This is a genomic window from Nonomuraea sp. NPDC049158 (genome assembly GCF_040648335.1).
Classification (GTDB): Bacteria; Actinomycetota; Actinomycetes; order Streptosporangiales; family Streptosporangiaceae; genus Nonomuraea.
Map to the genome: position 1 here is coordinate 23,254 of NZ_JBEZDM010000002.1, position 24,117 is coordinate 47,370.

The window sequence follows — 24,117 nt, forward strand, 5'->3', positions numbered from 1 at the left end:
TCTCCAGCAGCGACGTGTCGACCCGTGGGACGCGCATGCCAGGTGATGGAACGCGCCGGAACGCCTCCTGTGTGGGTGCTGAAGGGGCACCGTCTCGCACGACCGCGGGAGTCCTCAAGTACGACGCTCCCGTGGGGGGTGAACGACCAGATCACCGTGAGCGCCGGCGGCGCCGACGGCTCGGCCAGTGGGAGAACATGGGCTTCGCCGACTTCATCAAGGCGAGCATCATGTCGCAGGAGTATCGGGATCTGCCGGCCAGGCTGTTCACCGCGTCGCTGGTCGCGGCCCAGCCGAACAAGGCCAACACCCGCACCATGGGCCTGATGTTCGAGGCGCTGGTCTACAGCGGGCTCGGCCTCGGCCCGTACGGTCCGCCCGACCGGGTGCTCAGCGGTCCGTCCAACGATGTCTGGCTCACCCCCTGGATCGGCTACCTCACCAGCCTCGGCGTGCAGTTCAAGGTCGGCTGGAGCACCACCGGGTTCGACTACTCCGGCGGCCGGATCACCGGCGCGCGGGTGAGTGATCCCAGCGGGGCCGCCGGCACCGTCACCGCCGACCACTACGTGGCCGCCCTCCCCGTCGAGCGCCTGCGCCCCCTGCTGACCTCCGCCATGAAGGCGGCCGACCCCGCCCTGGCCCGGCTGGATCGTCTGGAGACGGACTGGATGAACGGGGTCATGATCTACCTCAAGGAGCCCCGCCCGATCGCCAACGGCCACCTCATCTACGCGGGCACGCCCTGGGCGCTCACCTCGATCAGCCAGGCACAGTTCTGGAGCAGGGACTTCGCGACCAGCTACGGGGACGGCACGGTCACCGACTGCCTGTCCCTCGACCTCTCGGACTGGAGCACGCCCGGCGTCCTGTTCGGCAAGACCGCCCGGCAGTGCACCCGGCCGGAGATCGTCCAGGAGGTCCTGGCCCAGGTCCGCGCGGCCCTGCCCGGTGGCGCGGCGCTGCTGCCCGACTCGATCGTACGGTCCTGGTTCGTGGATCCGGCGATCACCGGCGAGGCCGGGCGCATGGCGGCCAACGGGATCCTCGACGCCGCCGGCTCCTCCGCGTCCCGGGCCCGGCTCTTCAGCCTCTATCTGCCACGCGAGTTCAAGCTGCTCTACGACACCGACGACGCACGCTACCTGCTCGGCCTGCCGAACCAGTTCGACCTGCTCAGCCCGTACTGGCCGGGACGGTGACGATCGCTTCCCCGGTGCGACACCGCTCTGGACGTGCCGACCAGCCGTTCGGCACGTCCGGCTGACGCGCCGAAATTGTCCTTGCCCTCCGTCATGATGGCCCCGCTCGTGTCCACGTACGTGATCTCGAAGGGGCTGTCATGACCACAACGGAGACCGCAGGATGGTCAGGTTTCAGGTGGGGCTCCTGGGCGGACCTCGCTCTGGTCCGCGCCAGGCTCGACGCGGGTGCCGACCCGAACGAAGGGGCCCACCCCTTCGAGCGGCCGCTGCACGCCGCGGCGGAACGCGGTTCGCCGGAGGTGGTCGCCGTGCTGGCCGGCCGGGTCGATGACATCGACGCGGAGTGCGAGGGCCGCACCGCGCTCTGGGGCGCGGTCTTCAGCGACCGGCACGAGAACGCCCTCGCCCTGGTCGCCGCCGGAGCGGACCCATGGCGGCCCATGATGGCCGGCTGGTCGCCCGGCCGGCTCAGCCTGGCGGGCCCCACGCCTGGCCTGTTCTTCCCGTTCCCGCCGGGTCATGCCAGGCTGACCGAGGCCGAGACCGCCGCCGTGACGGAGGCCGACCGCCTGATCGGCGCGGTCGGCGACATCGGGTACGACGGTTACAGCCTGGCGTGTGTACGCGGCATCAGCGCCGCCGAGGCGGCACAGCGCTTAGCCGCCACACCCGCCGACGAGGAGGAGCTGGCAGAGGTCATGGAAGACCCGTTCGAGGACGAGGCCATGCGGTTCATCGGCTTCTCCGACATACCCGGCGGCTGCCTCGTCAGCCAGCAATGGGGCTACATGGCCTCGGCTCCCGTCGTCATGCGGGTGCTGTCGGCGGGCACGGTCGCCTACGGCATGTACGCCAACCCCAAGAGCGGCAACCAGGGCAGCGTCTACCGCGACGGCGAGGTCGTGGACTGGGACACCCACCCGGGCGGCGGCGACGTGTCCGGCGATGACTCGGCCGAGGAGATCCTGCTCAAATACCTGTACGTGGGTCAAGCCGCGGCCTACTGCTTCGCCGGCGCGGGCCTGCGCCCGACCAGCGCCCGCGCGATCACCGATCCGGACACGCACCTGCGGCTGCCCGAACGGGACTACTGGCACTGACCGAGCGCGGGCCGTCGCGTTCGACGAGGGCGGTACAGGTGTCCGCGTAGTAGCGGAGTGGCTCAGGCGGTGTCGCCGCCGTCGGCGAGCAGCGTGCTGCCCGTCATGAAGGTCGACAGGTCCGACGCGCAGAACAGGACGACGCGCGCGATGTCGTCAGGGACGCCGACCCGCCCGATCGGGCCGTTCAGCATGAGGTCGGTCGGCGGGATGTCGTCGGTCATCACGGCCGCGGCGGCCATCATGTTGCCTTCGGTGGGGACGAAGCTCGGGGCGACCCCGAGCACGCGGATGCCGAGCGGGGCGAGTTCGAGGGCCAGCTCGCGCGTGACACCGCGCGCGGCGTGCTTCGACCCGACATAGGCGGCCAGGCCGGGCGCGCTGCCGCGGAAACCGGCGGTCGAGACGATGTTCACGATGACACCGCCCGTGCCCGCCGCCGCCATTCGCCGGGCCGCCTCACGCGCGCCGACGAAGACGCCGCGCGCGTTCACCGCGAACACCTTGTCCCACGTCTCCTCGGTCATCTCCAGCAGGGGGACGGCCGGGAAGATGCCGGCGTTGTTCACCCAGATGTCCAGGCCGCCGAGATCGGCGACCGCGCGGTCTGCCGACGCGGCGACGGACGCGGCGTCGGTGACGTCCATGGCGGCGCCGATCACCCGTACACCGTGGCGCCGCGCCAGCTGCTCGGCGGCGGTCACGGCGAGCTCTTCGTCAATGTCGCCGATCAGCAGGTCGGCGCCCGCCTCGGCCAGGCGCGAGGCGATCGCCTTGCCCAGACCGCGACCGCCGCCGGTCACGACCGCGCGGCGGCCCGTCAAGGAAACAAGCTCGGCCAGGGACCTGCTCGACACATCAGCGGTGGACATGGTGCTCTCCTTCGGGGGAAAACGTGCGCGTGTAAGACCTGAGCGGTCCAGAGGCCGACGAGTCCGTCTCGTACGACCTGAGTGGTTAAGAGGCCGACGGGTCCGTCGACCTCATCTCCTCCCGCCCTCGTTGATGCGGTAGTGCGCGTTCAAGAGCGGCCAGATCACCTCGGCCATCTCGGCGGGGGTCCGGGCACATCCGCCCTCGAGCCAGTCGACGGCCACGCCGAGGAGCGCCCCGGCGGTGAACGCGGCCGTGACCTCATGCGGAACGAGCTCCGGCCACTGCCCGGCGTCGGCCGCGACCAGGTGTTCTTGGATGACCGTGGCCATGCGGTGGCGGATGTGGCCGACGACGCGCGCGCTGCCCTCCAGCCCCAGCAGCGCGCGATACAGCCCCGCGTGCTCGGCGAGACTGGCGAAGAACGCCGCCAGCGACCGGATCGCCTCCCGCACCAGGTCCGGCGAATCGAGCTCGGGAGCGGGCAAGGACTCGATCAAGCCGTCGATCATCGCGGTGCAGGCGTCCTCGGCCAGCTCGTGGACGTCCCGGTAATGGTCGTAGAAGGCCGAGCGGCTCACGCCGGCGCCTTCGGCGACGTCGGAGACGCTGATCCGGGACAGGTCCTGCTCCTCGACCAGCTGGATCAGCGCGCGTGCCAGCGCTGTCCGGGTACGGCGCACGCGCCGGTCACCTGATGAGGCCTTGCTCTCTCTGGCGGTGTCCACAGTCGCCATCCTATCGAACGCCTACAGGTGCAAGTTTCCTTGCAGCTGTAGGCTAATGTGTGACCGGGACGACGAAGGGATCTCGACCTATGTGCATAAATGCACCCCAGGCCCTCGCCTTCGCACCGGGCAGCGCCTCGTGACCTCGCGCGGACACGTACTGATCGTCGGCGCCTCGGCCGCCGGCCTCAGCACCGCGGAGGCGCTGCGGCGGCTCGGCCACGAGGGCCGGCTGACCCTGGTGGACGCCGAGCCCCACCTCCCCTACGATCGGCCGCCACTGTCGAAGCAGGTCCTGGCCGGCGCCTGGGAGCCGGCCCGTGCCCAACTTCGTAGCGCGCCCCAGCTCGACGCCCTGGCCGCCGAGTTCATCCGGGGCGAGCCCGCCGTCGCGCTGGACGCGGCGGAGCGGACCGTCACCACTGCCTCCGGCCGCGTGCTGCGGGCTGACGCCGTGGTCGTGGCCACCGGTCTGACGCCGTACCGGCTGCCTGGGCAGGACGGGCTGGCGGGCGTACACGTGCTGCGCGGCCTGGACGACGCGCTCACGCTGCGCGCCCGCCTGACCGCCGGCACCCGGCTCGTGGTCGTCGGTGAGGGCGTACTGGGTGCCGAGCTCGCCGCCACCGCCCGCGCCATGGGCCTGGAGGTCACCCTGGTCGGCATGGGGCGGACGCTGCTGCGCGAGCAGCTCGGCGACATGGTCGGCGGCCTGCTCGCCCGCACCCACACCGAGCGCGGGGTACAGCTGCGACTCGGAGTCGCGGTCGCCGAACTGACCGGCACCGACGACCAGCTCGGGGCCGCGGTCGCCGAACCGCCCGGCACCGGCGGCCGGGTCACCGGTGTGCGGCTGGTCACCGGCGAGTTGCTGCCCGCCGACGCGGTCGTGGTGGCCATCGGGTCCCGCCCGGCGACCGGCTGGCTGAGCGGCAGTGGCCTCACCTTGGGCGACGGGGTGGAGTGCGACGCGCGCTGCCGCGCCGCCGAGGGCGTGTACGCCGTCGGCGACGTGGCCTCCTTCGAACACGCCGGGCTCGGCAGGCGCCTCCGGCTGGAGAACCGTACCAACGCCACCGAGCAGGCCCAGGTGGTGGCGGCCAACCTCCTCGGCGCCGACCGTCCGTACACGCCGATCCCGTACTTCTGGACCGACCAGTACGACATCAAGATCCAGGCCCACGGCCTGCCCGCACCGGCGGCCGAGGTCACCATCGCCGAGGGCGACCCCGAGCAGCACCGTTTCGCCGCCGTCTATCGCGAGGGCGGCCAGGTCACCGGCGTACTCGGCTGGAACATGCCCAAGCAGGCCCGCCTCCTACGGCAGCAGCTCTTGAGCACCTGGCAGCCCACCCCACCACTCACGCCCGCGTGAGAGCCCGCACAACCAGTAGACCATCACCGTCCATGAGGAGATGCCCGATGAGCATCAACGAGCAGGTCCTGAGCTATCCGATCCCCAACGACGCGCCGCTGGACCCGCCCGCGGAGTGGGCCGAGCTACGCGGCAAGTGCCCGGTGGCGCACGTGAAGCTGCCCAGCGGCGACCAGGCGACGCTGCTGACCCGCTATGACGACGTCAAGGAAGTGCTGGCCGACCCGCGCTTCACCCGGCTGCTGAACGCCCCCGACGCGGCCCGGCTGTCGGCCACCGACGACGGCGGGCTGTTCAACAGCGACATGGCGGCGATCATCCCCGACAGCGGGGAGGAGCACCTGCACTGGCGGCGCCTGGTCGGCAAGTGGTTCACCGCCAAGCGCATGAACGCCCTGCGGCCCCAGATGGCGCGAATCGCCGAGAGCCTGATCGACGACATGGTCGAGCGCGGCGCCCCCGGCGACCTCAGGGCGGGCCTGGGCTTCCCGCTGCCGGTGTACGTCATCTGCGACATGCTCGGTGTGCCCGCCGAGGACCGGGACCGGTTCTCGTACTGGTCCGACACGCTGCTCAACCTCACCCGCTACGGCAAGGACGAGATCGAGGCCGCCCAGGCCGAGTTCTTCCAGTACATGTCCGACCACCTCGCCGCCAAGCGCACCGAGCCGGGCGACGACCTGCTGAGCGAGCTGATCGCGGCCGGCGGCCCCGAGGACGGCGGGCTGTCCGAGATCCAGATCCTCGTCACCGGCATGGCACTGCTGGTCGCCGGCCACGAGACCACCGCGAACATGATCGGCAAGATGGTCTCCATGCTGCTGGCCGACCGCTCCCGATGGGAGCGCCTGCTGGCCGAGCCCTCGCTGATCCGCTCCACGGTGGAGGAGACGCTGCGCCTCGACGCCAACTCCGGGTTCGGCCTGCCGCGCTACCTCAAGGAGGAGACCGAGGTCAGCGGCACCGTACTGCCCAAGGGCACCACCGTGATCTGCAGCATGGCCGCCGCCAACCGGGACGAGAGCGCCTTCGAGGCCGCCGACCAGATGGACCTGACCCGCAGCCCCAACGCCCACCTGGCCTTCGGCTCCGGCGCGCACTCCTGCCTCGGCCAGGCGCTGGCCCGTACCGAGCTGCAGGTCGTCCTGGAGGTGCTGCTGCGCAAGCTCCCCACGCTGGAGCTGGCGGTGCCGGTGGAGGAGCTGGAGCGCGTGGAAGGACTGGCGGTCGGCGGCCTGCGTACGGTGCCGGTCCGCTGGTGATCCTGATCGACAAGGAGGGGAATGCTGAGATGAAAGTCATCGTGGACGAGGACAAGTGCTGCGGAGCCGGCCAGTGCGTGCTGATCGCGCCGGAGGTGTTCGACCAGCGCGACGAGGACGGCATCGTCATCCTGCTCGAACCCGAGCCCGCGGCCGACCAGCACAGCGCGGTCCGCGAGGCCGCCGCCGTCTGCCCCGGCGCCGCCATCGAGGTAACCGAGCAGGCGTAAGCACGAAACGCTCCATACTCCCCGCAACTGTGCATTACGCGATGGAATGTCGGGGATGCAGTAACCCTCACATGAACGTCCCCGGAATGAGATCCGGGGGCGTTCAACGGAATGGCGCAATTCGCGAAGTCCTGTCGTCCATTCGACGCCTCGGCGAGTCGCGGCTATGAACTCCAGCGGCAGGCGCTTCATTCCCGCCGACTCCGATGGCTGACCATCAGCAAAATACGGCGCAAGCCTTTTGCTTGTTGGATCGTGCCATTACGATCTCGTAGGCGCATCGCACCGGGGGTCTATACGGGGATGGAATCGCTCTGCGATGGCACGGCCAAACCCGATCCGTCGCAGAGCCAGGCGCCCAAACCCCTCGCGCTGGGCGCCGTCGCCAAGGAGCCGCCGTTCTCTTTGAAGGTCCTGTCCGTCAGCCGCGAGCAGACCGTGAGCAGCTCGATCGACAGCCATAAGGCCCAGGGTTCCTACGTGGTCGTGCGGGTCCTGGTGAAAAACACCGGCAACAGCCCTGCCGCGTTCGATGGCACCGACTCGGGCATCCTGGATAGCGGCAGCAAGCAGTACAAGGTCGACTCCGACGCCACTATCAGCCAGAACCTGGAGGTCAAGGACAGTGAGCTGGCGTCCCCGGCCTGACGATCGGCACCGGATCGACCGTCGTCACACCGGCACCGAGCTCGGCCATCTCGATTATCACGTAGTCAATCGAGCCCGTCGGCTTTGAAGGATGCTCATTCTTTTCACTTCACGCTGCCTGCTCGCCGTGGAGATCGTGTCAGCGGATGGGGCGGCCCCCGGAGCGGTTGTCTCGGGGGCCGCGATGACAGATGACGTCCGGGGCTATGGCGCCGGGATTTCGCGCACGAGCTGGGAACTCCAGGGGCACCAGACAAGGCCCGGCAGGAACGGCCCGCCGGCCTCGTCCAGGTGATCCTCGACGTACGGGATGGTCGCGTCGCAGACCTCGATGGCGAAGTCGAAGAAGTCGACCGTTTCGGGCCTCAGATGGTAACTCCAGCGCCAGTTGTAGGGAGCGGGTCTCTTGTCGATGCGTCCGATGACGTGTGGTTCGCTCGTGGTGGCGCCGCTGAGCAGGTCGCGGGCGTGCTGGATCTTGCCGGGGTCGGTGAGTTTGACGACGAACTCCGCGCGGGTGACGTCGGTCATCACGAAGTAGGCCGAGTCGGCCGCCTGGGCGGGTGCAGGGGCGACGACACCGATTGTCGCGATGGTGGTGCCAACCGTGAGGATCTTGGTCAGGATGCGGCGCATGGAGACCCTTTCACTACGCGTGATTACTTTGAGTTGCTGTCACATACGCTAAGTAATCACGCGAGGATGAGAACGGCCCCTAACGTCACGGTGATAACGCAGTCACCGCCTGCACCCAGGCTTCCCTGAGGCGCCCCTTCTCGCCCGGATGCTCGGCAACGGCCGGCAGGCCAGCGCGCACGACACGGTCCCGTTCACCCTCTGGGTGGCGGCTCGCGAACGCCACGACTTCGAAACGGCCATGTGGACCACGGCGGCGGCCGGCGGGGACGTCGACACCACGTGCGCCATCGTCGGCGGGATCATCGCAGCCGCCGAAAGCACTCAACTGCCGCCACAGTGGAGAAGCAGCTGCGAACCACTGCCGCACTGGTCAGGCGCCCCACGCGAGTCCACGCATTAGTCTGATCCCCGGACGACTCGGACGGAGGCGCGAACGCAGATGAGCCAGGCCGATCCGCACATCCACGTCGAGCAGAAGGTGATGCAGGCCGGTGCCGCCTTCCGCAATGTGATCGTGTCGACGCTGGGCGGCGCGCCCGACGCGCCGAGTGTCGTCACCACCGGTTGCGGGCTCCAGGTGCCCTATGCGATGACCTCGCCGCGCCCGGAGAGCGTCACCTGCCTCCCCTGCCGCGAGCACGCTCACCAGGAGCACCTGCGCTACGCCGAGCAGGTGGAGCGCCTGAGCCGGATGCCCGGCGCACCCGTCTCGGGCGACGATGCGGCCAAGGCCGCGCAATGGGCGCGGGACGTCGCGAAGAGATTCGTCGGCTGAAGCGGCACGTGAGGGCGGTTGCACAAAGCGGCCCGGCTCATACGGCGACGGGTAGATCCGTCCGCCGGTGCAGGGATTCGGCGGCGCTGATCAGCATGCTCGTCGCGTGGCTGAGCAGCGGGTTCGGGTCGGTGGCGCGGCACACGGTGAAGACCCGGCGAATGTGGGAGGTGTCGCCGAGCCGGAACACGCACACGTCGTGCGACTCGATCATCGCCAGCTCCGGCACGATCGCCACCCCCAGCCCCTTGCGTACGAGCTCGAAGGGCAGGTTGTAGTCGTTGGTCCGGAACAGCACGTCGGGGTCGAAGCCGCTGGCCGCGCAGATGTGCGACAGGTTGAGCGAGGCGTCCATCCCCTCGGTGTAGGAGATCCAGCGTTCGGCCGACAGCTCGCCGAACTGGATGCGCTTGCGGGCGGCCAGCCGATGACCGGTCGGCACGAGCACGTACAGCGGCTCCTCCATGATCAACGTCATGTTCAGGTCCTTCGGCCAGCTGTGCGGCACCATGCCGTACTCGAAGACCACCGCCAGGTCGAGCCGCCCCTCGTTCACGGCGGGAATGGTCCGGTGCGGATCGCCTTCCTCGTAGCGGATGTCCACGTTGGGGTGGTCGCGGAGGAACTCGGCCAGTACGGCGGGCGCCAGCCGGAATCCGGCCGACCAGAAGCTGCCGAGCCGCAGTCTGCCCCGGTGGGCGGCGGCGAAGGAGCGCATCTCCTCCTCCGCCGCCTCGAGATCGGCCAGCAACCTGGCGGCCTTGCGGGCCAGCTCGGCCCCCGCCGCGGTGGGCCGGATGCTGCGCGGCAGGCGCTCGAACAGCTGGACCCCCAGACTCCGCTCCAGCGAGGAGACCTGCTGCGAGATGGCCGACGGGGTGAATCCGAGGCGTTTGGCGGCAGTCCTGAGCGAACCGGTGGCGACCACTTCACGGATGGCCTGCAACTGGCCCGGGGTAAGCATCGGGCCAACTTAACAGTCCGGCGACTAGCATCACCAGAGCGCGACCCAACATGGGCCGGTGCGACCGACCGCATGCGTCGGCTGGCTGGTGGAGCCGGGTAAAAGGATAAGCACGACTGAACAGCCTGTGCACCAATGCGTATGCTCGCTCACCTTGTCGTTTCCAAACGGACCCCCAATATTGGTGTTTACGGAACGTCGTACTACGCCTGAGAGGGGGTGTCCTGCTCCATGCGGTTCACCCGAACAGCCGCCGCATTCGGCCTGGTGGGACTCCTGTCCCTGACAGCTTGCTCTGGAAGCGGCACGTCCCAGGCGGCCGCGCCAGCGCAGCAGAAGAATCAGGAGCTCCACGAGCTTCTGCCCGACAAGATCAAGAAGAGTGGCACGCTCAACATCGCGGCGGGTCACAACTACCCGCCCCTGGTCTACCTCGACACCGACAACAAGACGGTCATCGGCCTCGAACCCGAGCTGATGAAGGCCATCGGCCAGGTACTCGGCGTCGAAGTCACCTTCAACCAGGCCAGCTTCGACAGCCTCATCGCCGGCGTGCAGGCCCGCCGCTATGACCTGGCCGTCCAGGCGATGCTCGACAAGCCGGAACGCCGCGAGAAGGTCACCTTCGTCGACTACTTCAAGACCAGCAGCTCGCTTCTGGTCCAGGAGAAGGACGCTCAGGCGATCAAGTCCCTCGAAGACCTCTGCGGGAAGACGGCCGCCGTCGAGCAGGGCACCGCCCAGGCCGACGACGCCGAGCAGCAGAACACGAAGTGCACGGGAGCGGGCAAGCCGGCGGTCAAGGTGCTGGTGTTCCCCGACACGGCGGGCTGTCTGCAGGCCGTCTCCACCGGCCGGGCCAACGCCTTCATCGGCGGCACCCCCACCATCACCTACCAGGCCGCCCAGTCCAGCGGCCGGATGAAGCAGGTGGGCCAGCCTTACCGCTTCCTCCCGTACGGGATCCTCGTCAACAAAGAGGACCAGAACCTGTCCAAGGCCGTACAGCAGGCACTGCAGAAGCTGATGGACAACGGCTCCTACGCCAAGATCCTCGCCAAGTGGGAGATGGCGTCGGGCGCCCTCGACAAAGCGGTGATCAACGGCGGCGAGTCGTGACCACGACCCGGCAGACGGCGGGCCCGGATGCGCGGACGCGGATCCAGGCCGTCCCGCTCCGTCATCCGGGGCGTTGGGTGGGCGCGGGCGTCCTCGGCTTCCTGGCGATCTTCCTGCTCCAGGGGTGGGTGGCCAACCCGCGCATGGAGTGGAAGGTGGTCGGGGAGTATCTCTTCTCCCCCGCGGTACTGACCGGGCTCGGCACCACGCTGCTGCTCACGGTGCTCGCCATGGTCGTCGGCGTCGCGGGCGGCATCGTCCTCGCGGTGCTGCGCATGTCGCCCAACCCCTTGCTGTCGGCGCTGAGCGGGTTCTACATCTGGATCTTCCGCGGCGTGCCCCTGCTGGTGCAGCTGTTGTTCTGGTACTTCCTGTCCGCGGTGGTGCCGACGATCGGGCTCGGCGTGCCCTGGGGACCGACGTTCGTCGAGTTCGACACCAACATGATCATCACCCAGCTCACCGCGGCGGTGCTGGGCCTAGGCCTGCACGAGGCCGCCTACATGGGGGAGATCGTCCGGGCCGGCATCACCTCCGTCGACCCCGGTCAGACGGAGGCGGCCCACGCTCTGGGGCTGACCCGCTTCCAGACCCTGCGCAAGATCATTCTTCCGCAGGCCATGCGGGTCATCATCCCGCCGACGGGCAACCAGGTGGTCTCCATGCTCAAGACCACCTCCCTCGTCTTCGCCATCGCCGTACCGGAGCTCCTGACCTCGATCCAGGGCATCTACTCCAGGAACTTCCAGCAGGTCGCCCTGCTCACGGTGGCCTGCTTCTGGTACCTGGTGGCCACGACCGTCCTGAACGCCGGGCAGCACTACATCGAACGAAAGTTCAGCAGATGAAGACCCTCATCCGCGCGGAAGGCGTGTACAAGCGTTACGGAACGGTCGACGTGCTCAAAGGCATCGACCTGGAGGTCGCGGAGGGAGAGGTGCTGGCCGTGATCGGCCCCTCGGGGTCCGGCAAGTCCACCTTCCTGCGCTGCGTCAACCACCTCGAACGCATCGACGCCGGCCGCCTCTACTTCCGCGAGCGCCTGATCGGCTACGAGGAGCGTGAGGGAAAGGTCTACGAGCTGCCCGACAAGGCGATCGCCGCCCAGCGGGTGGACATCGGGATGGTCTTCCAGCGCTTCAACCTCTTCCCGCACATGACCGCGCTCGAGAACATCATGACGGCGCCGATCATGGTCAAGAAGGAGCCGAAGGCCGAGGTACGCGAGCGCGCCCACGCCCTGCTGACCAGAGTGGGACTGGCCGACAAGGCGAACAGCCGCCCCGACCAGCTGTCCGGCGGCCAGCAGCAGCGCGTCGCCATCGCCCGCGCGCTGGCGATGCGGCCCGGTCTCATGCTGTTCGACGAGCCCACGTCGGCCCTCGACCCCGAGCTCGTGGGCGAGGTCCTGGACGTCATGCGCGACCTGGTGAAAGAGGACGGCATGACGATGATCATCGTCACCCACGAGATGGGATTCGCCCGCGAGGTGTGCGACACCATCGTCTTCATGGACGACGGGGTCGTCGTCGAATCCGGGCCACCCGGCGCCGTGCTCGGCGAGCCCCGGCACGAGCGCACCCGGGCATTCCTCAGCAAGGTCCTCTGAACCCGAAGACCCGAAGACCCCGAAGGAAAGATATCCACGTGTCCCGCGTCATCGTTCTCGGTGCCGGAGTGCTCGGTGCCTCCGTCGCCTACCACCTGGCCGTCGCCGGGGCCCAGGTTGTCGTCATCGAGGCCGGCGGCCCAGCCGCGGGCACCTCCAGCGCGACCTTCTCCATGGACGTCACCCATCTGAAGACCCCGCGCACCTACTACGACCTGAACCGCGCCAGCTCCGCCCTGCACACCACGCTGGCCGAGGAGCTCGGCGGCCCATCCTGGCGGCACCCCATGCCCGCCATCCAGTGGGGCGACAGCGAGGAGAGCCAGCGCGGGCTCAGGGAGCGGGCCGGCCGCCTCAGGTCCTGGAGGCATGCCTGCCGCATCGCCGACCCGTCCGAGCTGCGCGAACTCGCTCCCGACGTCGACCCCGCCGCGTGTACGGCGAGCGAACTCGTCATCCACGACCAGAGCGCCTGGTACGACGCCCCGCTCTTCGTCCAGCGCCTGCTCGATCGCGCCGCCACGCTCGGCGCCGACATCAGGTACGGCCTGCGCGCAGAGGCGCTGATCCGCAGCGGCGACACCGTCACCGGCGTCGAGACCGGCACGCGACGCTGGGAAGCCGACTGGGTGGTCAACTGCACCGGCCCGGACGCCGACCGCATCGCGGCGCTGGCCGGCACCGACCTCCCCATGACCCGGATCCCCGGCCTGGTCGGAGAGAGCACTCCCATCCCCGGTCTCCGGCTCGGCGCGATCCTGGCCACGCCGCAGGTGGACCTGCGCCCCGCCCCCGGCGACCGGATCTGCTCCATCTCCTGGCCCGTTGACGCGCTCCTGCCCGGCCAGAGCGACGACGCCCTGGCAGAACGGTTGCACGCCGCCGGCCAGCGCATCCTGCCCGCGCTGCGCACCGCCAGCCTGGCCGGGGTCCGTCTCGGCGTCCGGCCCGTGCCGACGGACGGCCTGCCGCTGGCGGGCACGCACCCCGACGCCCCCGGCCTCTATCACCTGGTCACCCACAGCGGCGTCAACCTCGCCCCCGAACTCGGCCGCCTCGTGGCTCAGGAGATCACCCACGGCGACGGCCCCGACCTGGCCCGATACCGCGTCACCCGCGACATCGCGGCTTCCGTGGAGGACGAGAGCCTGACCCTCATGACCACGTCCTGACCGTCAAGTCATCCGATGGATTGCCGCGTTCCATGGCAATAGCGTCTTGACCGCGACCATTGCTGATGTAATCCTCCGATGTGTGCCTGAGCCTTTCACGCTGAGCCGCCGTGCATTGATCGGCGGCGTCGCCGCCGTACCGGCGCTCTCCCTGTCCCCCGCCAAGGCGGAGACCCGAGCCCGCCAGGGCGACACGTCGGCGGCGCTGCTGGAGGAGTGGGCGGCGGCGGAAGGCGGGCATCCGCTGGTGCCCGACATCGCGCGGGCCGGCTACCGGCTCGGGGCCCGGCCACCGCGCCCCCGGGTGGTGGCGAAGGTGACCGACTTCGGTGCCCGTGCGGACGGGACGACCGACTGTGCCGCCGCTTTCAACGCGGCCGTCCGCGCCGCCGGCGAACGGGGCGGCGGCGCGGTGCTGGTGCCGGGCGGGACCTACCTGCTCTCGTCGCCGGTGTTCATGCACTGGTCGAACGTGGTCCTGCGGGGCGCCGGGCGCGACTCCACCATCCTGCGCTTCACCCGTACGCTGGACGACGGCTACCGGCCGGCCAGGCAGTCCAACGGCAACAGCCGCTGGTCGTGGACCGGCGGCCAGGTCTGGTTCATCGCGGCCGAGCGGCGCGCCCGCTCGGAGTCCGAGGACTACGCGGGCACCGAGGGCTGGCTGCTCGGCGACACGCTCGCCGAGGTCGGCGCGGCCTCGCGCGGCCAGCGGACCCTGCTGGTGTCCGACACGAGCAAGCTCCGCGCGGGCGACCTGGTCGTGCTCGAATGCGACAACCCGCCGGACGCGACGTTGCTGAAGCACCTGGCGGGCGATATTCCGGGCACTCGGTCGTACGACTGGCCGACCCGCGCGCCCCAACTCGTCACCGGATCGGGCGGTCAGTACATCCAGTACGCACTCCTCCAGCGGCCGGTGCGCATCGAGGCCGTTCTGGGCACCCGCCTCGTCAGGCTGGCCCAGCCGATCAGGTACGACCTGCGCCCCGGCTGGCCCGCCCGGCTGCGCGCCCTCGGCCCCACCGTGCACGACAGCGGCGTCGAGGACCTGACGATCCGCAACGACCTGGTCCCGATGACCGCCCACAACAAGCACCCCGGCTCCAACGGCGTGTGCTTCCAGGCCGTCCACGACTGCTGGGCCAGGGACGTACGCGTGGAGAACTGCGACCTCGGCTTCGGCTTCACCACCGCCAAGTCCAACACCCTGACCCGCGTCGCGGTCGGCGGCCGTTCCGCGCACCACAGCTTCGCCTGCCGGATGCAGTCGCACGACAACCTCGTGGACGACTTCGAGATCGAGGCGTTCACCGTGCCCGTCCCCGCGGGAGCCGTCCACCACGGCCTCAACCTGGAGGGCCTGTCATCCGGGAACGTCTGGCGGCGGGGCACGATGGCGGAGGGCACGTTCGACTCGCATCGGGCGCTGCCGTTCGAGAACGCGCGGACCAACATCACCCTGGTCAACAACGGCCGGGTCGGCGGCTCGGCGGCCTCGGGCCCGCTGTTCGGGGCGCGGATCGCGCACTGGAACATCCGTATCACCGGCGGCAGCCCGTACGCGATCACGATCGCGGATGTCGCGCCACGCAGCCTCACCGTTGGCGTGCAGGGGACCACGGGGACGGTCAGCGAGCTGGCTCCCGACTTCACCGGAGACCTGGAGAACCTGCTCGCCGACCACGGCACCCGCCCCCGGGTCACCGATCTGTACACGGCCCAGCGCGACCGCCTCAATCTGGATTGAGAGCGGCCGGCTGCGGCTGTCGAAAGGTCTCAGCAGGGGTTCTCGTTGAACACCGGGTACGACCCGCGCCTGCCCACCCACGTCTCATCCCCGACGCAGTTCTCGTACTTGACCCCCACCAGCGTGGTGCGGGTGGAGTCGCTGTAGTAGTACGTCTCGCAGTGGTAGTCGATCATGCAGGCGCGAGCGTGGGCGGGCGAGCTGATGACGGTGAGGGCGCCGAGGGCGACCAGGACGGCCAGCGATGCGCGGCGAATCATGAAGATCCTTCCTGAGGTGCGGAAGCGCTACTGCCCTCGATGATCGTTCGTCGAAGTGAATAGATCAATAAGGTCAATCCCGGTACTCAAAGGGTCAAAACCACTGTCAGAGTGAGAGTGCCGTCTCGGCGCCTTGACGGGTGCGACGAGATCGTTAACACTCCCACCGAGCACGCAATCACCAGGGTGCTCGGCCAGAAATGTTAGCGCTACCATCCGCCGGACCCGAGCATGGACAGGACAGTGAGATGGCGAACATGATGCCCAGGCGAGAGGCCCTGCGGCTGGCGGTGCTGGCCGCCGTCACCCCCTCCGCGCTCGCCTCGCTCCCGCTCGGCACCGCCCAGGCGGCCCGTACGCCCCTGGCCCCGCCGCCGCAGCACGACCCGCCGGTGCCCGGCGCCTGGATCGTGAAACCGTTCGCCAACAGCCAGGTCACCTTGGGCGAGAGCCTGTTCAGCGTCAACCGTGACCGGATCCTGAACTTCCTGCGCGCCTACCCCGCCGACCGGATGCTGGCCAACTTCCGGGCCAACGCCGGGCTGGACACGCTGGGCGCCCAGCCGCCCGGCAGCTGGGACGACGCCACGGGCAACCTGCGCGGCCACTACAGCGGGCACTTCCTCAGCGCGCTGGCCCTGGCCTACGCCGGCTCCGGCGACGCCTTCTACAAGGACAAGGTCGACTACATGGTCAAGGCGCTCGGCGAGTGCCAGGACGCGCTGGCCGCCAGGGTCGGGCAACCCGCGCCCGCTCCGGACCCGGTCGCCAGGGTGGCGGGGAAGTTCGGCAAGGCGGCGAAACTCGACGGCCCCCAGTACGTGTCGCTGCCCGCCGACATCGTGAGCGGCCTCGACGACTTCACCATCTCCGTGTGGCTGAACCCGGCCGCGATCACCACCTGGTCGCGGATCTTCGACTTCGGCACCGGTACGAGCCGCACGATGTTCCTGACCGTGAGCGCGGGCGCCGCGCCGAGATTCGCCATCACCACCAGCGGCGGCAGCGGCGAGCAGCGCATCAACGGAACCGCCCAGTTACCCACCGGCCAGTGGACGCACCTGGCGGTCACCCTGTCGGGCGGCACCGGGACCCTCTACGTCAACGGCACACCGGTCGGCACGAACACCGCCATGACCCTCAAGCCGTCCAGCCTCGGCCCGACCGGAAACAACTGGATCGGGAAGTCGCAGTACGGCGACGCGTACCTGAAGGGCTCGGTGGACGAGTTCCAGATCTACGGCCGAGCGCTGACCGAGGCGGAGATCGCGGCCCTGACGACCAGCGCGGACGGCGGGCTGGGCGGCGGCGACGTCGCGTGGTACCGCTTCGACGAGGAGAGCGGCGAGAGCGCGGCCGACTCCTCAGGCAAGGGGAAGGACGCCCGGCTGGTCTCCGAGCCCACCGGGCAACCCGGGCCGAGCTACCCCGGCTTCCTGGCCGCCTACCCCGAGACGCAGTTCATCCTGCTGGAGCAGTACGCCACCTATCCGACCATCTGGGCGCCCTACTACACCTGCCACATGATCATGCGTGGGCTGCTGGACGCCTACCAGTACGCGGGCAGCGAGCAGGCACTCACCATCGTGATGAAGATGGGCGACTGGGTGCACAGCCGGCTGGGCCCGCTTCCCAGGGAGCAACTCAACCGCATGTGGAGCATCTACATCGCGGGCGAGTACAACGGTATGAACACCGTGATGGCCGACCTCTACGCCCTCGGCGGCAAGGAGGAGCACCTGACGACGGCCAAGTGCTTCGACAACACCGCGCTCCTCACGGCCACGGTCAACAACGAGGACACGCTGAACAGGAAGCACGCCAACCAGCACATCCCCCAGTTCATCGGCTACCTGGCCATTTTCGAGCGCGACCAGGAACGCCACTACTTCGACGCCGCCGTGAACTTCTGGGACATGGTCGTCCCCCATCGCACCTTCACCGACGGCGGCACGGCCGGACCGACCGACAACGGCGAGCTCTTCGGCGCCCGCGACGTCATCGTCGGCACCCTGGGCACCAACAACGCCGAGACCTGTCCCGTCTACAACATGCTGAAGCTGAGCAGGGGCCTGTTCTTCCACACGGCGAACCCCAAGTACATGCAGTACTACGAGCGCGCCCTCTACGGCCAGATCCTCGCCTCACGCCGGAACATCGACAGCACCACGGATCCGCTGCTGACCTACTTCATCCCCATGCGTCCGGGCGCGTCCCGCAGTTACGGCAACCTCGGCACCTGCTGCGGCGGCACCGGACTGGAGAGTCACACCAAGTTCCAGGACTCGATCTACTTCCGGTCGGTGGACGACTCGGCGCTCTACGTGAACCTCTACCTGGCCTCGGAGCTGCGCTGGCCGGAGAAGGGCTTCACGATCAAACAGGTCACGAACTACCCGACCGACCCGGCGGGGGTGACGACGCTCACGGTGGAGGGCACCGGCCGTCTGGTCGTGAAGCTCCGCGTGCCCTATTGGGTGGAGAAGGGCTTCGCGGTCCGGGTCAACGGGATCGACCAGAAGGTCAACGCCAGGCCCGGCGAGTACGTGACGCTCAACCGGACCTGGCGGCGCGGCGACAAGATCAGGGTGTCGATGCCGTTCTCCCTGCGGGTGGAGAAGGCGCTGGACGCGCCGACCACCCAGAGCATCGCGTACGGCCCCGTGCCGATGGTCGCCAAGAGCGACGAGACCACCTTCCGCGACTTCTCCTTCTTCAAGGACTTCACGCTGTCCGGCGACCTCGCGCAGACCATGACGTCCACCGCCCCGATGACCTTCACCACGCACGGCCTGCCGCTCGTGCCCTTCTACAGCGGCGACACCGACCGCTACCACGCCTACTTCCACCGCGTCGAGCCGAAGATCGTCTTCGGCAAGGTGGACTCGGGTGTGCCGAACTACGCGCGGGCGGATTCGGCGACGTTCCTGGACGCGCTATGGGCCATGGCCCCCTTCGACAACCAGGGCCGCTTCGTGTCCGCGGTGACCCGCACCGCGGACGACTGGGTTCGGGCCGGGCTGATGACCACCACCGAGAAGAACGCGGTGGTCTTCGCGGCCGCCAAGGCCAGGCTCCGCAGGTAGCTCCCCGGCCTAGGAGCAGGTGATGTTGGTCGGGCCGGGTGTGGAGGGGCCGTTGGCCTGGAAGCCGAAGGTGGCCGACGCGCCCGGTGCCAGGCTCGTGGCCCAGTTCGGGGCCTTGATCGTCCATGTGGTGCCCGACGGCGTGATGGTGGAGTTCCAGGCGCTGGTCAGGGTCACGCCGGACGGCATGGTCCAGGTGACCGTCCAGTTGTTCCAGGTCGTGGTGCCCGTGTTCCGTACGGTGACGTTGGTCGTGAAGCCGCCCTGCCAGGCGTTGGCGACCTGGTAGTCCACGCCGCACAAGACACCGGTGCCGCCCGTGGGGGTGGGGGTGGGGGTCGGGGTGGGCGTGGCGGTCGAGCCGGTCGAGGTGGTGTAGCTGACCTTGGTGTACGGCGTGCCGCACGGGTTGCAGGTGGACGGAAGCGTGAAGCTGTACACGCGTCCACCGTTGATCAGCGTGTCCGTGACGTCGCGCACCCGGATCTGGTACTGGTTACCACCCGAGGTGGTCCCGCCGATGATGTACGACTGGCCCATGTCGCCGTTCATCTGGGCCGTCTGCCACGCGCCGTTGGCGAAGTACTCGACGCCGTGGATGCCGTTGGCCAGGTGCGAGACGGAGATGGCGGGCCACCAGACCTGGGCGGACTGCAGGAAGCCGATGGTGATGTCGCCGCTGTAGTTGGGCGCGGGGACGAACGACCAGGTGATGTGCCGGTTGTTCCAGTGGCTGGGATACATGTCGCCGATCGGGGCGCCGTTCTTCACGAACCGGTTGAGCGAGTCCTTGGACAGGTCCAGATGGTACGGATCGTCGCGGCACCAGGCGTTGGAGTCGCCGCAGCTGTCGGCGACCAGCATGGTCAGCTTGGCGCCCTTGTAGGCGTCGGAGACCCAGGAGCCGTTGCGGCAGAACGCCTGGTTCTGCGCGCCGTCGTTGGTGCCCGTGCAGTAGTCGCCGATCTCTACCTGCATGTAGCGGCCGCAGTTCAGGCCGTTGTTCCACAGCCCGGCCTTGCTGAGGTTGGCTCCGGTCAGCGGCCGGGGGTAGAAGGAGTAGTCGCCGGGGGTGTTGTAGACGTTGAGCGCGACGAAGTCCGGTGAGTCGATGTTCGCCTGGGGCAGGCCGCAGCCGCCGTACGGCATGCCGAGCCCGTCGAAGTAGGTGGCGTTGCCCGTCACCGGGCCGGGCGGGTCGCTGACCGCGCTGGCGGACTGTTCCGTCAAGGGCGCCAAGGCGCCCAGCGCGACCAGGAAGGCGGAGAGCAGAATGGCGAGCAACCGGCGACGGGGGTGACTCATCGGACTCCCAACTCAGAAGGTTCGACACGAACGTCCTCGCAGAGCGGCGGCCGGTCAAGCTGGGATGCGCCTGAGCTGGGGAAACTCGCCAAAAAGGGTGAAACTTTCATCGAGTCCCGAAAATAAAGCGGCTGCCGCCGACACCTTGATCGACAGCGCTTATCGTGATCTCATTCAGGCAAATAGCTTCGGCGTTCGCTCTGGCCCGAAACTCGGCTGATCTGGAGGAACCTGCATGAAAATGAAGCGCGGCGTTTTAGTGGTGGCGCTGGCTATCAGCGCCCTCGCCCTCGGCTCCACCCCGGCCCAGGCGATACCCCCTCCCCCGCCGGGGGGCGACCTCCTCCTCGTCATCAGCTACTTCGTGGGGGACCAGATCGTCGGACAGCGCTGGTCCGGATGCTCTCAGCCGCCCGGCCAGTGGGGGACGACGGACGGCCAGGCGAAGTACTACTTCACCCCCTGCTGAGCGCGACCCCTGCCCCCTGCTGAGCCGGCGTTCCCGGACCCGGCTTGAGCTCGGCGAAAAGACGTTCCTCCGCGACATCCAGCGCGCAGCGCACGGCTCCGATCGCGGAGGAATGGTCGCCCAGCACCGAGCAGACCACTTTGGGCGGGAAGTCCGTCTCGCGTTCGACGCGGACGCGTACCGGCTCGCGGATGGCCTCCCCGGCGGCCGAGATGCCGCCCCCGATGATCACCAGCTCGGGGTCGATCGTCACCATCACCGGCGCCAACCCCTCCACCAGCAGGTCGGCGAACCCGTCGATACCCGCCTGGGCGGCCGCGTCGCCCGCCTTGGCCGCCTCGAAGATGGCCTGGATCGCGTCATCCTGATCCGTACCGCGCCCCGGTGCCAGGTCCAGCAGCCGTTCGTACGCGTGCGCCCACGGCAGCCCGCGCCACAGACCGATCTCGGCCGCGGCGCCGTGCCGTCCGGCGTGCGGCCGGCCGGCGACCAGCAGGCCGGTGCCCATGCGGCGGCCGACGTGGACGTACACCACGTCGGAGGCGTCACGGGCCACGCCCTTCCAGTGTTCGGCCAGCGCGGCCATCCGCATGTCGTTGAAGACCTGGGTCGGGATGCCGAACCGGTTCCGGACGTGCCTGCCCAGGTCGACGCCGGCCCATTCGGGGATGGCCGGAGCGTGCGTGACCTTGCCGTCCGGGCCGACGACGCCAGGGGTGGCGATCGCCGCGCAGGAGATGTCGGCGGCGGACAGGCCCGCTTCGTCCAGAGCCGCGGCGATCGTCTGGTTCATGATGGTCAGACGCCTGGAGCGGGGGGAGGTCGGGCGCAGGCTCTCACGGCGTTCGGCGACGATCTCCCCGGACAGGTCGCTGACCAGCACCAGCACCTTGTGACCGCCGATGTCGACGCCGAGCACGTGGCCCGCCGCCGGACGGAACTCGAAGCGCTGTGCCGGGCGTCCCCGCCCGTCCTTCTTCTCGACCTTGTCGATGACCTGGTCGGCGGTCTGAATCCAGCCCGCGGCGAGCAGGTCGGAGATCGCCTGGGTCGTGGTCGGGCGCGAGATGCCGGCCGCCGCCGCGATCGAGGCGATCGTGTGGCTGCCGCCGCCATAGAGCACGCGCAGCACAGAGCGCAGGTTGAGCGTCCGCAGCGCGGAGGTGTCACCGCCGAGCTGCGTGCTCGTGCTCGGCCGAACCTTGGAGGAGGTCATCCGTTCGCTTCCTGATCCATTGCCAACGCGGCGTTGCCTACAGCCTGCCCGCTGAGCGCCGGTTGTGCCGCGATCTCGATGAGCATGGCGGTCTCGGGCCGTAGCGTGGGCAGCCTTACGCCGACCGTGCCGAGCGTCGCGCCGCTGAGCAGGCCCGGCGCGTCCAGCCAGCCGGGCCGGGGGCCGAGGTCGTCCCGGTTCGGGCCGACGAGCCGCACCGCGTACCGGCCGGCGGGGTCGAGCCCGGGGAAGGTCATCCGCCCGGCGGGCTCCTCGTCGGAGCGGCGCGTCGCCGCCACCGAGTACAGCGCCAGCTCCGGCGTCGCCACGCCGGTCAGCCAGCGGCCCGTGCTCGGGTGCTCGTCGCGGACCAGCGTGCCGGAGTGCAGCAGCGCCCGGTAGCGCTTGTAGATCCCGATCCACTCGGCCAGCTCCGCGGTCTCGGCGTCGTCCAGCCTGGTCAGGTCGAGTTCCAGCCCGAAGTGCGCGAACAGCGAGGTGATCGCCCGGAAGGCGAGGTCGTGCCGGCGGCCGGTGGTGTGCGAGACGGTGGAGGCGACGTGGCCGCCGATGAGTTCGAGCGGGATGAGCTGGCTGGTCCAGCGCTGGATGGTCTGCCGTTCGAGCGGGTCGATGCAGTCGGAGGCCCACACCCGGTCGGTGTGCTCCAGGACGCCGAGGTCGACGCGGGCGCCCCCGGACGAACACGACTCGATCTCCAGACCGGGGAAGGTGGCCCGCAACTCGTCCATCAGCCGGTAGGCGGCCAGCGTCTGCCGGTGAACGTGGGGCGCTTCGATCAGGTCGCGGTTGTGGTCCCATTTGAGGTAGCCGACGCCGTACTCGGCGATGACCGCGGACATGCGCGTGAGCACGTGCTCGTACGCCTCCGGGTGCGCCAGGTCGAGCACCTGCTGCCAGCGCGAGGCCGGAGGCAGCTGAGGACGGGCCCGCATGATCCATTCCGGGTGTTTCACGGCGAGCTCCGAGAGCGGGCTGACCATCTCCGGCTCGAACCACAGCCCGAACGTCATACCGAGCTCCTTGACCCGGTCGACCAGCGGATGCAGCCCGTCCGGCCAGGTCTGGTCGTCCACGAACCAGTCGCCCAACCCCCGGTCGGAGGCGTTCCTGCGGTGGAACCAGCCGTCGTCCAGGACGAACCGCTCCACCCCGAGCGCCGCTCCCCGCTCGGCCAGGGTGAGGAGTTTGCCGAGGTCGTGGTCGAAGTACACGGCCTCCCACACGTTGAGGTTGACCGGCCGGGGAGAGCCGGGATGGTTCGGCCGTTCCCTGAGGTGCCGGTGGAAGCGGGCGGCCAGCTCGTCGAGCCCGTCCGCGTACCCGAAGAACAACTCGGGCGACTCGTAGCTCTCCCCCGGCCGTAACACGATCTCACCGGGCAGCAGCGACTCGCCGCCGCCCAGCGTCCTGAAGCCCTCGCCCGTGCGCTCGGCCCAGGTGCGGTGGTTGCCGCTCCAGGCCGTGTGCACCGCCCACACCTCCCCCGTCCGGAACCCGAATCCGGGCACCCCGGCCACCACCACGGTCGCGGCGTCGGCCCCGGTCCGCCCGCGCCGCCCTTCGCGAAGGTGCACGCCCACGTTGAACGCCCCCCGCTGCGGCTGCCGTTCCCGCGACCAGCGCCCGGCCAGGTCGAGCAGCTCCGCCGCCCGCTCGGGCACCGGCAGGACGGCCGAGACGGCGTCCACCCGGTAGTCGTCCTCCCCGTCATTGCGTACGGAGGTGCGCAACCGGACCAGCCCGCTGCCGGTCAGCTCGATGACGAGGCGCAGCCCGAGCGCGGTGCCCGGATCGGCCGCCTCGACGGTGAGCCGCCGCTCCTCCTGGACGGCCTTGCTCACGGTGAAGCGGGACGCCCACGCCGCACCCGAGCGGGAGCCGGACAGCCCGGGAATGCCGAACCACCCGGTGTGGCCTTCGGGCAGCACCGAGTGCGAGACGGGTCCGTCGATGAGGTTGATGACATGCGGCGGAATGGCGGCCTCGGCGATCGCGTCCAGCTCGGCCTGGTCGCACGGGCCCGGATCGGCACCCCAGTGAACGACGGTGGGCAACCCGGCGGACCGGAGGTCGAGGATCAGGGCCACACCGGCGGCTCGGAGCTGAACAACGTGCCGCGCGACGTCGGAGGTCTTCGTCATCCTGACCTTTCTTCGCTCTGTCATCGGATGTCTCCAGCGTCCACAAAAAGTGGACTAACCGGCACAAGTCTCAGGATGTGAGACCTTTCACCTTGCTGGAGTCCAGGCATTGTGCCTAGAGTCACCCCATCTTAATATGCAGAAGCCTTGCATAAATAGAGGCAGGC

General features: G+C 69.2%; 23 protein-coding genes. 15 read left to right on the forward strand and 8 right to left on the reverse strand.

What is annotated here, in order from left to right; translation table 11 throughout:
* Positions 1-131 precede the first annotated feature (131 nt).
* Together AB0B61_RS04250 and AB0B61_RS04255 are read left to right on the forward strand one after the other, a co-directional pair.
* The gene (locus AB0B61_RS04250) at positions 132-1,202 is read left to right on the forward strand and encodes an FAD-dependent oxidoreductase (RefSeq protein ID WP_358427753.1); all 1,071 of its coding nucleotides are present in this window, start codon (positions 132-134) and stop codon (positions 1,200-1,202) included.
* A 140-nt stretch (positions 1,203-1,342) separates the two neighbouring features.
* Positions 1,343-2,305, forward strand: coding sequence for an ankyrin repeat domain-containing protein (locus AB0B61_RS04255; protein ID WP_358427756.1), 963 nt, complete (start codon positions 1,343-1,345; stop codon positions 2,303-2,305).
* Positions 2,306-2,367: 62 nt separating this feature from the next.
* On the opposite strand, the gene AB0B61_RS04260 is transcribed toward AB0B61_RS04255, so the two are convergent.
* Entirely contained in the window at positions 2,368-3,177 is an 810-nt protein-coding gene (locus tag AB0B61_RS04260; protein WP_358427759.1) for a glucose 1-dehydrogenase, read from the reverse strand.
* 111 nt (positions 3,178-3,288) lie between these two features.
* On the reverse strand, positions 3,289-3,915 hold the full coding sequence (locus tag AB0B61_RS04265) for a TetR/AcrR family transcriptional regulator (protein ID WP_358427762.1): 627 nt from the start codon (positions 3,913-3,915) through the stop codon (positions 3,289-3,291).
* A 130-nt stretch (positions 3,916-4,045) separates the two neighbouring features.
* Between AB0B61_RS04265 and AB0B61_RS04270 the strand changes: the two genes are divergently transcribed.
* From AB0B61_RS04270 to AB0B61_RS04285, 4 genes are all read left to right on the forward strand, one after another.
* Complete coding sequence (locus AB0B61_RS04270; RefSeq protein WP_358427765.1) at positions 4,046-5,281, forward strand: FAD-dependent oxidoreductase; 1,236 nt, start codon at positions 4,046-4,048, stop codon at positions 5,279-5,281.
* 47 nt (positions 5,282-5,328) lie between these two features.
* The gene (locus tag AB0B61_RS04275; protein WP_358427770.1) at positions 5,329-6,543 is read left to right on the forward strand and encodes a cytochrome P450; all 1,215 of its coding nucleotides are present in this window, start codon (positions 5,329-5,331) and stop codon (positions 6,541-6,543) included.
* Positions 6,544-6,572: 29 nt separating this feature from the next.
* Positions 6,573-6,773, forward strand: coding sequence for a ferredoxin (locus AB0B61_RS04280; protein ID WP_358427773.1), 201 nt, complete (start codon positions 6,573-6,575; stop codon positions 6,771-6,773).
* Positions 6,774-7,076: 303 nt separating this feature from the next.
* A complete protein-coding gene (locus AB0B61_RS04285; RefSeq protein WP_358427776.1) occupies positions 7,077-7,421 on the forward strand; it encodes a DUF4352 domain-containing protein in 345 nt (114 codons plus the stop codon).
* A 204-nt stretch (positions 7,422-7,625) separates the two neighbouring features.
* Here AB0B61_RS04285 and AB0B61_RS04290 read toward each other — a convergent pair whose 3' ends face one another.
* On the reverse strand, positions 7,626-8,057 hold the full coding sequence (locus tag AB0B61_RS04290; protein ID WP_358427779.1) for a calmodulin-binding protein: 432 nt from the start codon (positions 8,055-8,057) through the stop codon (positions 7,626-7,628).
* A gap of 148 nt (positions 8,058-8,205) precedes the next feature.
* Here AB0B61_RS04290 and AB0B61_RS04295 point away from each other — a divergent pair, with 148 nt between their 5' ends.
* Positions 8,206-8,460: an ADP-ribosylglycohydrolase family protein gene (locus AB0B61_RS04295; protein ID WP_358427781.1), complete on the forward strand. Its 255-nt coding sequence runs from the start codon at positions 8,206-8,208 to the stop codon at positions 8,458-8,460.
* A 39-nt stretch (positions 8,461-8,499) separates the two neighbouring features.
* Positions 8,500-8,835, forward strand: coding sequence for a hypothetical protein (locus AB0B61_RS04300; protein ID WP_358427784.1), 336 nt, complete (start codon positions 8,500-8,502; stop codon positions 8,833-8,835).
* 37 nt (positions 8,836-8,872) lie between these two features.
* Here AB0B61_RS04300 and AB0B61_RS04305 read toward each other — a convergent pair whose 3' ends face one another.
* A complete protein-coding gene (locus tag AB0B61_RS04305; protein WP_358427787.1) occupies positions 8,873-9,799 on the reverse strand; it encodes a LysR family transcriptional regulator in 927 nt (308 codons plus the stop codon).
* Between the two features lie 231 nt (positions 9,800-10,030).
* Between AB0B61_RS04305 and AB0B61_RS04310 the strand changes: the two genes are divergently transcribed.
* From AB0B61_RS04310 to AB0B61_RS04330, 5 genes are all read left to right on the forward strand, one after another.
* Entirely contained in the window at positions 10,031-10,918 is an 888-nt protein-coding gene (locus tag AB0B61_RS04310) for an ABC transporter substrate-binding protein (RefSeq protein ID WP_358427790.1), read from the forward strand.
* Positions 10,915-11,766 (forward strand): amino acid ABC transporter permease, encoded by an 852-nt coding sequence (locus tag AB0B61_RS04315; protein ID WP_358427793.1) that lies wholly within the window; start codon positions 10,915-10,917, stop codon positions 11,764-11,766. Before AB0B61_RS04310 ends, AB0B61_RS04315 begins: the two co-directional genes overlap by 4 nt.
* The gene (locus tag AB0B61_RS04320; protein ID WP_358427796.1) at positions 11,763-12,527 is read left to right on the forward strand and encodes an amino acid ABC transporter ATP-binding protein; all 765 of its coding nucleotides are present in this window, start codon (positions 11,763-11,765) and stop codon (positions 12,525-12,527) included. Before AB0B61_RS04315 ends, AB0B61_RS04320 begins: the two co-directional genes overlap by 4 nt.
* Positions 12,528-12,565: 38 nt before the next feature.
* Positions 12,566-13,699: an FAD-binding oxidoreductase gene (locus tag AB0B61_RS04325; protein ID WP_358427799.1), complete on the forward strand. Its 1,134-nt coding sequence runs from the start codon at positions 12,566-12,568 to the stop codon at positions 13,697-13,699.
* A gap of 82 nt (positions 13,700-13,781) precedes the next feature.
* Entirely contained in the window at positions 13,782-15,449 is a 1,668-nt protein-coding gene (locus AB0B61_RS04330; RefSeq protein ID WP_358427802.1) for a glycosyl hydrolase family 28-related protein, read from the forward strand.
* A 29-nt stretch (positions 15,450-15,478) separates the two neighbouring features.
* Here AB0B61_RS04330 and AB0B61_RS04335 read toward each other — a convergent pair whose 3' ends face one another.
* Complete coding sequence (locus tag AB0B61_RS04335) at positions 15,479-15,709, reverse strand: DUF6289 family protein (protein WP_358427805.1); 231 nt, start codon at positions 15,707-15,709, stop codon at positions 15,479-15,481.
* A gap of 248 nt (positions 15,710-15,957) precedes the next feature.
* Between AB0B61_RS04335 and AB0B61_RS04340 the strand changes: the two genes are divergently transcribed.
* Positions 15,958-18,795, forward strand: coding sequence for a beta-L-arabinofuranosidase domain-containing protein (locus AB0B61_RS04340; RefSeq protein ID WP_358427808.1), 2,838 nt, complete (start codon positions 15,958-15,960; stop codon positions 18,793-18,795).
* 9 nt (positions 18,796-18,804) lie between these two features.
* Here AB0B61_RS04340 and AB0B61_RS04345 read toward each other — a convergent pair whose 3' ends face one another.
* Positions 18,805-20,100, reverse strand: a complete 1,296-nt coding sequence (locus AB0B61_RS04345; RefSeq protein WP_358427811.1) for a cellulose binding domain-containing protein — start codon at positions 20,098-20,100, stop codon at positions 18,805-18,807.
* A 235-nt stretch (positions 20,101-20,335) separates the two neighbouring features.
* Between AB0B61_RS04345 and AB0B61_RS04350 the strand changes: the two genes are divergently transcribed.
* Positions 20,336-20,569 (forward strand): hypothetical protein, encoded by a 234-nt coding sequence (locus tag AB0B61_RS04350; RefSeq protein ID WP_358427814.1) that lies wholly within the window; start codon positions 20,336-20,338, stop codon positions 20,567-20,569.
* On the opposite strand, the gene AB0B61_RS04355 is transcribed toward AB0B61_RS04350, so the two are convergent.
* Complete coding sequence (locus AB0B61_RS04355) at positions 20,556-21,785, reverse strand: ROK family protein (RefSeq protein ID WP_358427817.1); 1,230 nt, start codon at positions 21,783-21,785, stop codon at positions 20,556-20,558. The two genes, AB0B61_RS04350 and AB0B61_RS04355, sit on opposite strands and share 14 nt — an antisense overlap.
* Complete coding sequence (locus tag AB0B61_RS04360; protein ID WP_358427820.1) at positions 21,782-23,974, reverse strand: alpha-galactosidase; 2,193 nt, start codon at positions 23,972-23,974, stop codon at positions 21,782-21,784. The genes AB0B61_RS04355 and AB0B61_RS04360 overlap by 4 nt, the downstream gene beginning before the upstream one ends.
* Positions 23,975-24,117 lie beyond the last annotated feature (143 nt).

Bases quoted from the DNA above. Each gene is read 5' to 3' on its own strand.
- AB0B61_RS04255 (WP_358427756.1), top strand. From the start codon at position 1,343: ATGACCACAACGGAGACCGCAGGATGGTCAGGTTTCAGGTGGGGCTCC.
- AB0B61_RS04260 (WP_358427759.1), bottom strand. From the start codon at position 3,177: ATGTCCACCGCTGATGTGTCGAGCAGGTCCCTGGCCGAGCTTGTTTCC.
- AB0B61_RS04265 (WP_358427762.1), bottom strand. From the start codon at position 3,915: ATGGCGACTGTGGACACCGCCAGAGAGAGCAAGGCCTCATCAGGTGAC.
- AB0B61_RS04275 (WP_358427770.1), top strand. From the start codon at position 5,329: ATGAGCATCAACGAGCAGGTCCTGAGCTATCCGATCCCCAACGACGCG.
- AB0B61_RS04280 (WP_358427773.1), top strand. From the start codon at position 6,573: ATGAAAGTCATCGTGGACGAGGACAAGTGCTGCGGAGCCGGCCAGTGC.
- AB0B61_RS04285 (WP_358427776.1), top strand. From the start codon at position 7,077: ATGGAATCGCTCTGCGATGGCACGGCCAAACCCGATCCGTCGCAGAGC.
- AB0B61_RS04290 (WP_358427779.1), bottom strand. From the start codon at position 8,057: ATGCGCCGCATCCTGACCAAGATCCTCACGGTTGGCACCACCATCGCG.
- AB0B61_RS04295 (WP_358427781.1), top strand. From the start codon at position 8,206: ATGCTCGGCAACGGCCGGCAGGCCAGCGCGCACGACACGGTCCCGTTC.
- AB0B61_RS04300 (WP_358427784.1), top strand. From the start codon at position 8,500: ATGAGCCAGGCCGATCCGCACATCCACGTCGAGCAGAAGGTGATGCAG.
- AB0B61_RS04305 (WP_358427787.1), bottom strand. From the start codon at position 9,799: ATGCTTACCCCGGGCCAGTTGCAGGCCATCCGTGAAGTGGTCGCCACC.
- AB0B61_RS04310 (WP_358427790.1), top strand. From the start codon at position 10,031: ATGCGGTTCACCCGAACAGCCGCCGCATTCGGCCTGGTGGGACTCCTG.
- AB0B61_RS04320 (WP_358427796.1), top strand. From the start codon at position 11,763: ATGAAGACCCTCATCCGCGCGGAAGGCGTGTACAAGCGTTACGGAACG.
- AB0B61_RS04335 (WP_358427805.1), bottom strand. From the start codon at position 15,709: ATGATTCGCCGCGCATCGCTGGCCGTCCTGGTCGCCCTCGGCGCCCTC.
- AB0B61_RS04340 (WP_358427808.1), top strand. From the start codon at position 15,958: ATGGCGAACATGATGCCCAGGCGAGAGGCCCTGCGGCTGGCGGTGCTG.
- AB0B61_RS04345 (WP_358427811.1), bottom strand. From the start codon at position 20,100: ATGAGTCACCCCCGTCGCCGGTTGCTCGCCATTCTGCTCTCCGCCTTC.
- AB0B61_RS04350 (WP_358427814.1), top strand. From the start codon at position 20,336: ATGAAAATGAAGCGCGGCGTTTTAGTGGTGGCGCTGGCTATCAGCGCC.
- AB0B61_RS04355 (WP_358427817.1), bottom strand. From the start codon at position 21,785: ATGACCTCCTCCAAGGTTCGGCCGAGCACGAGCACGCAGCTCGGCGGT.
- AB0B61_RS04360 (WP_358427820.1), bottom strand. From the start codon at position 23,974: ATGACAGAGCGAAGAAAGGTCAGGATGACGAAGACCTCCGACGTCGCG.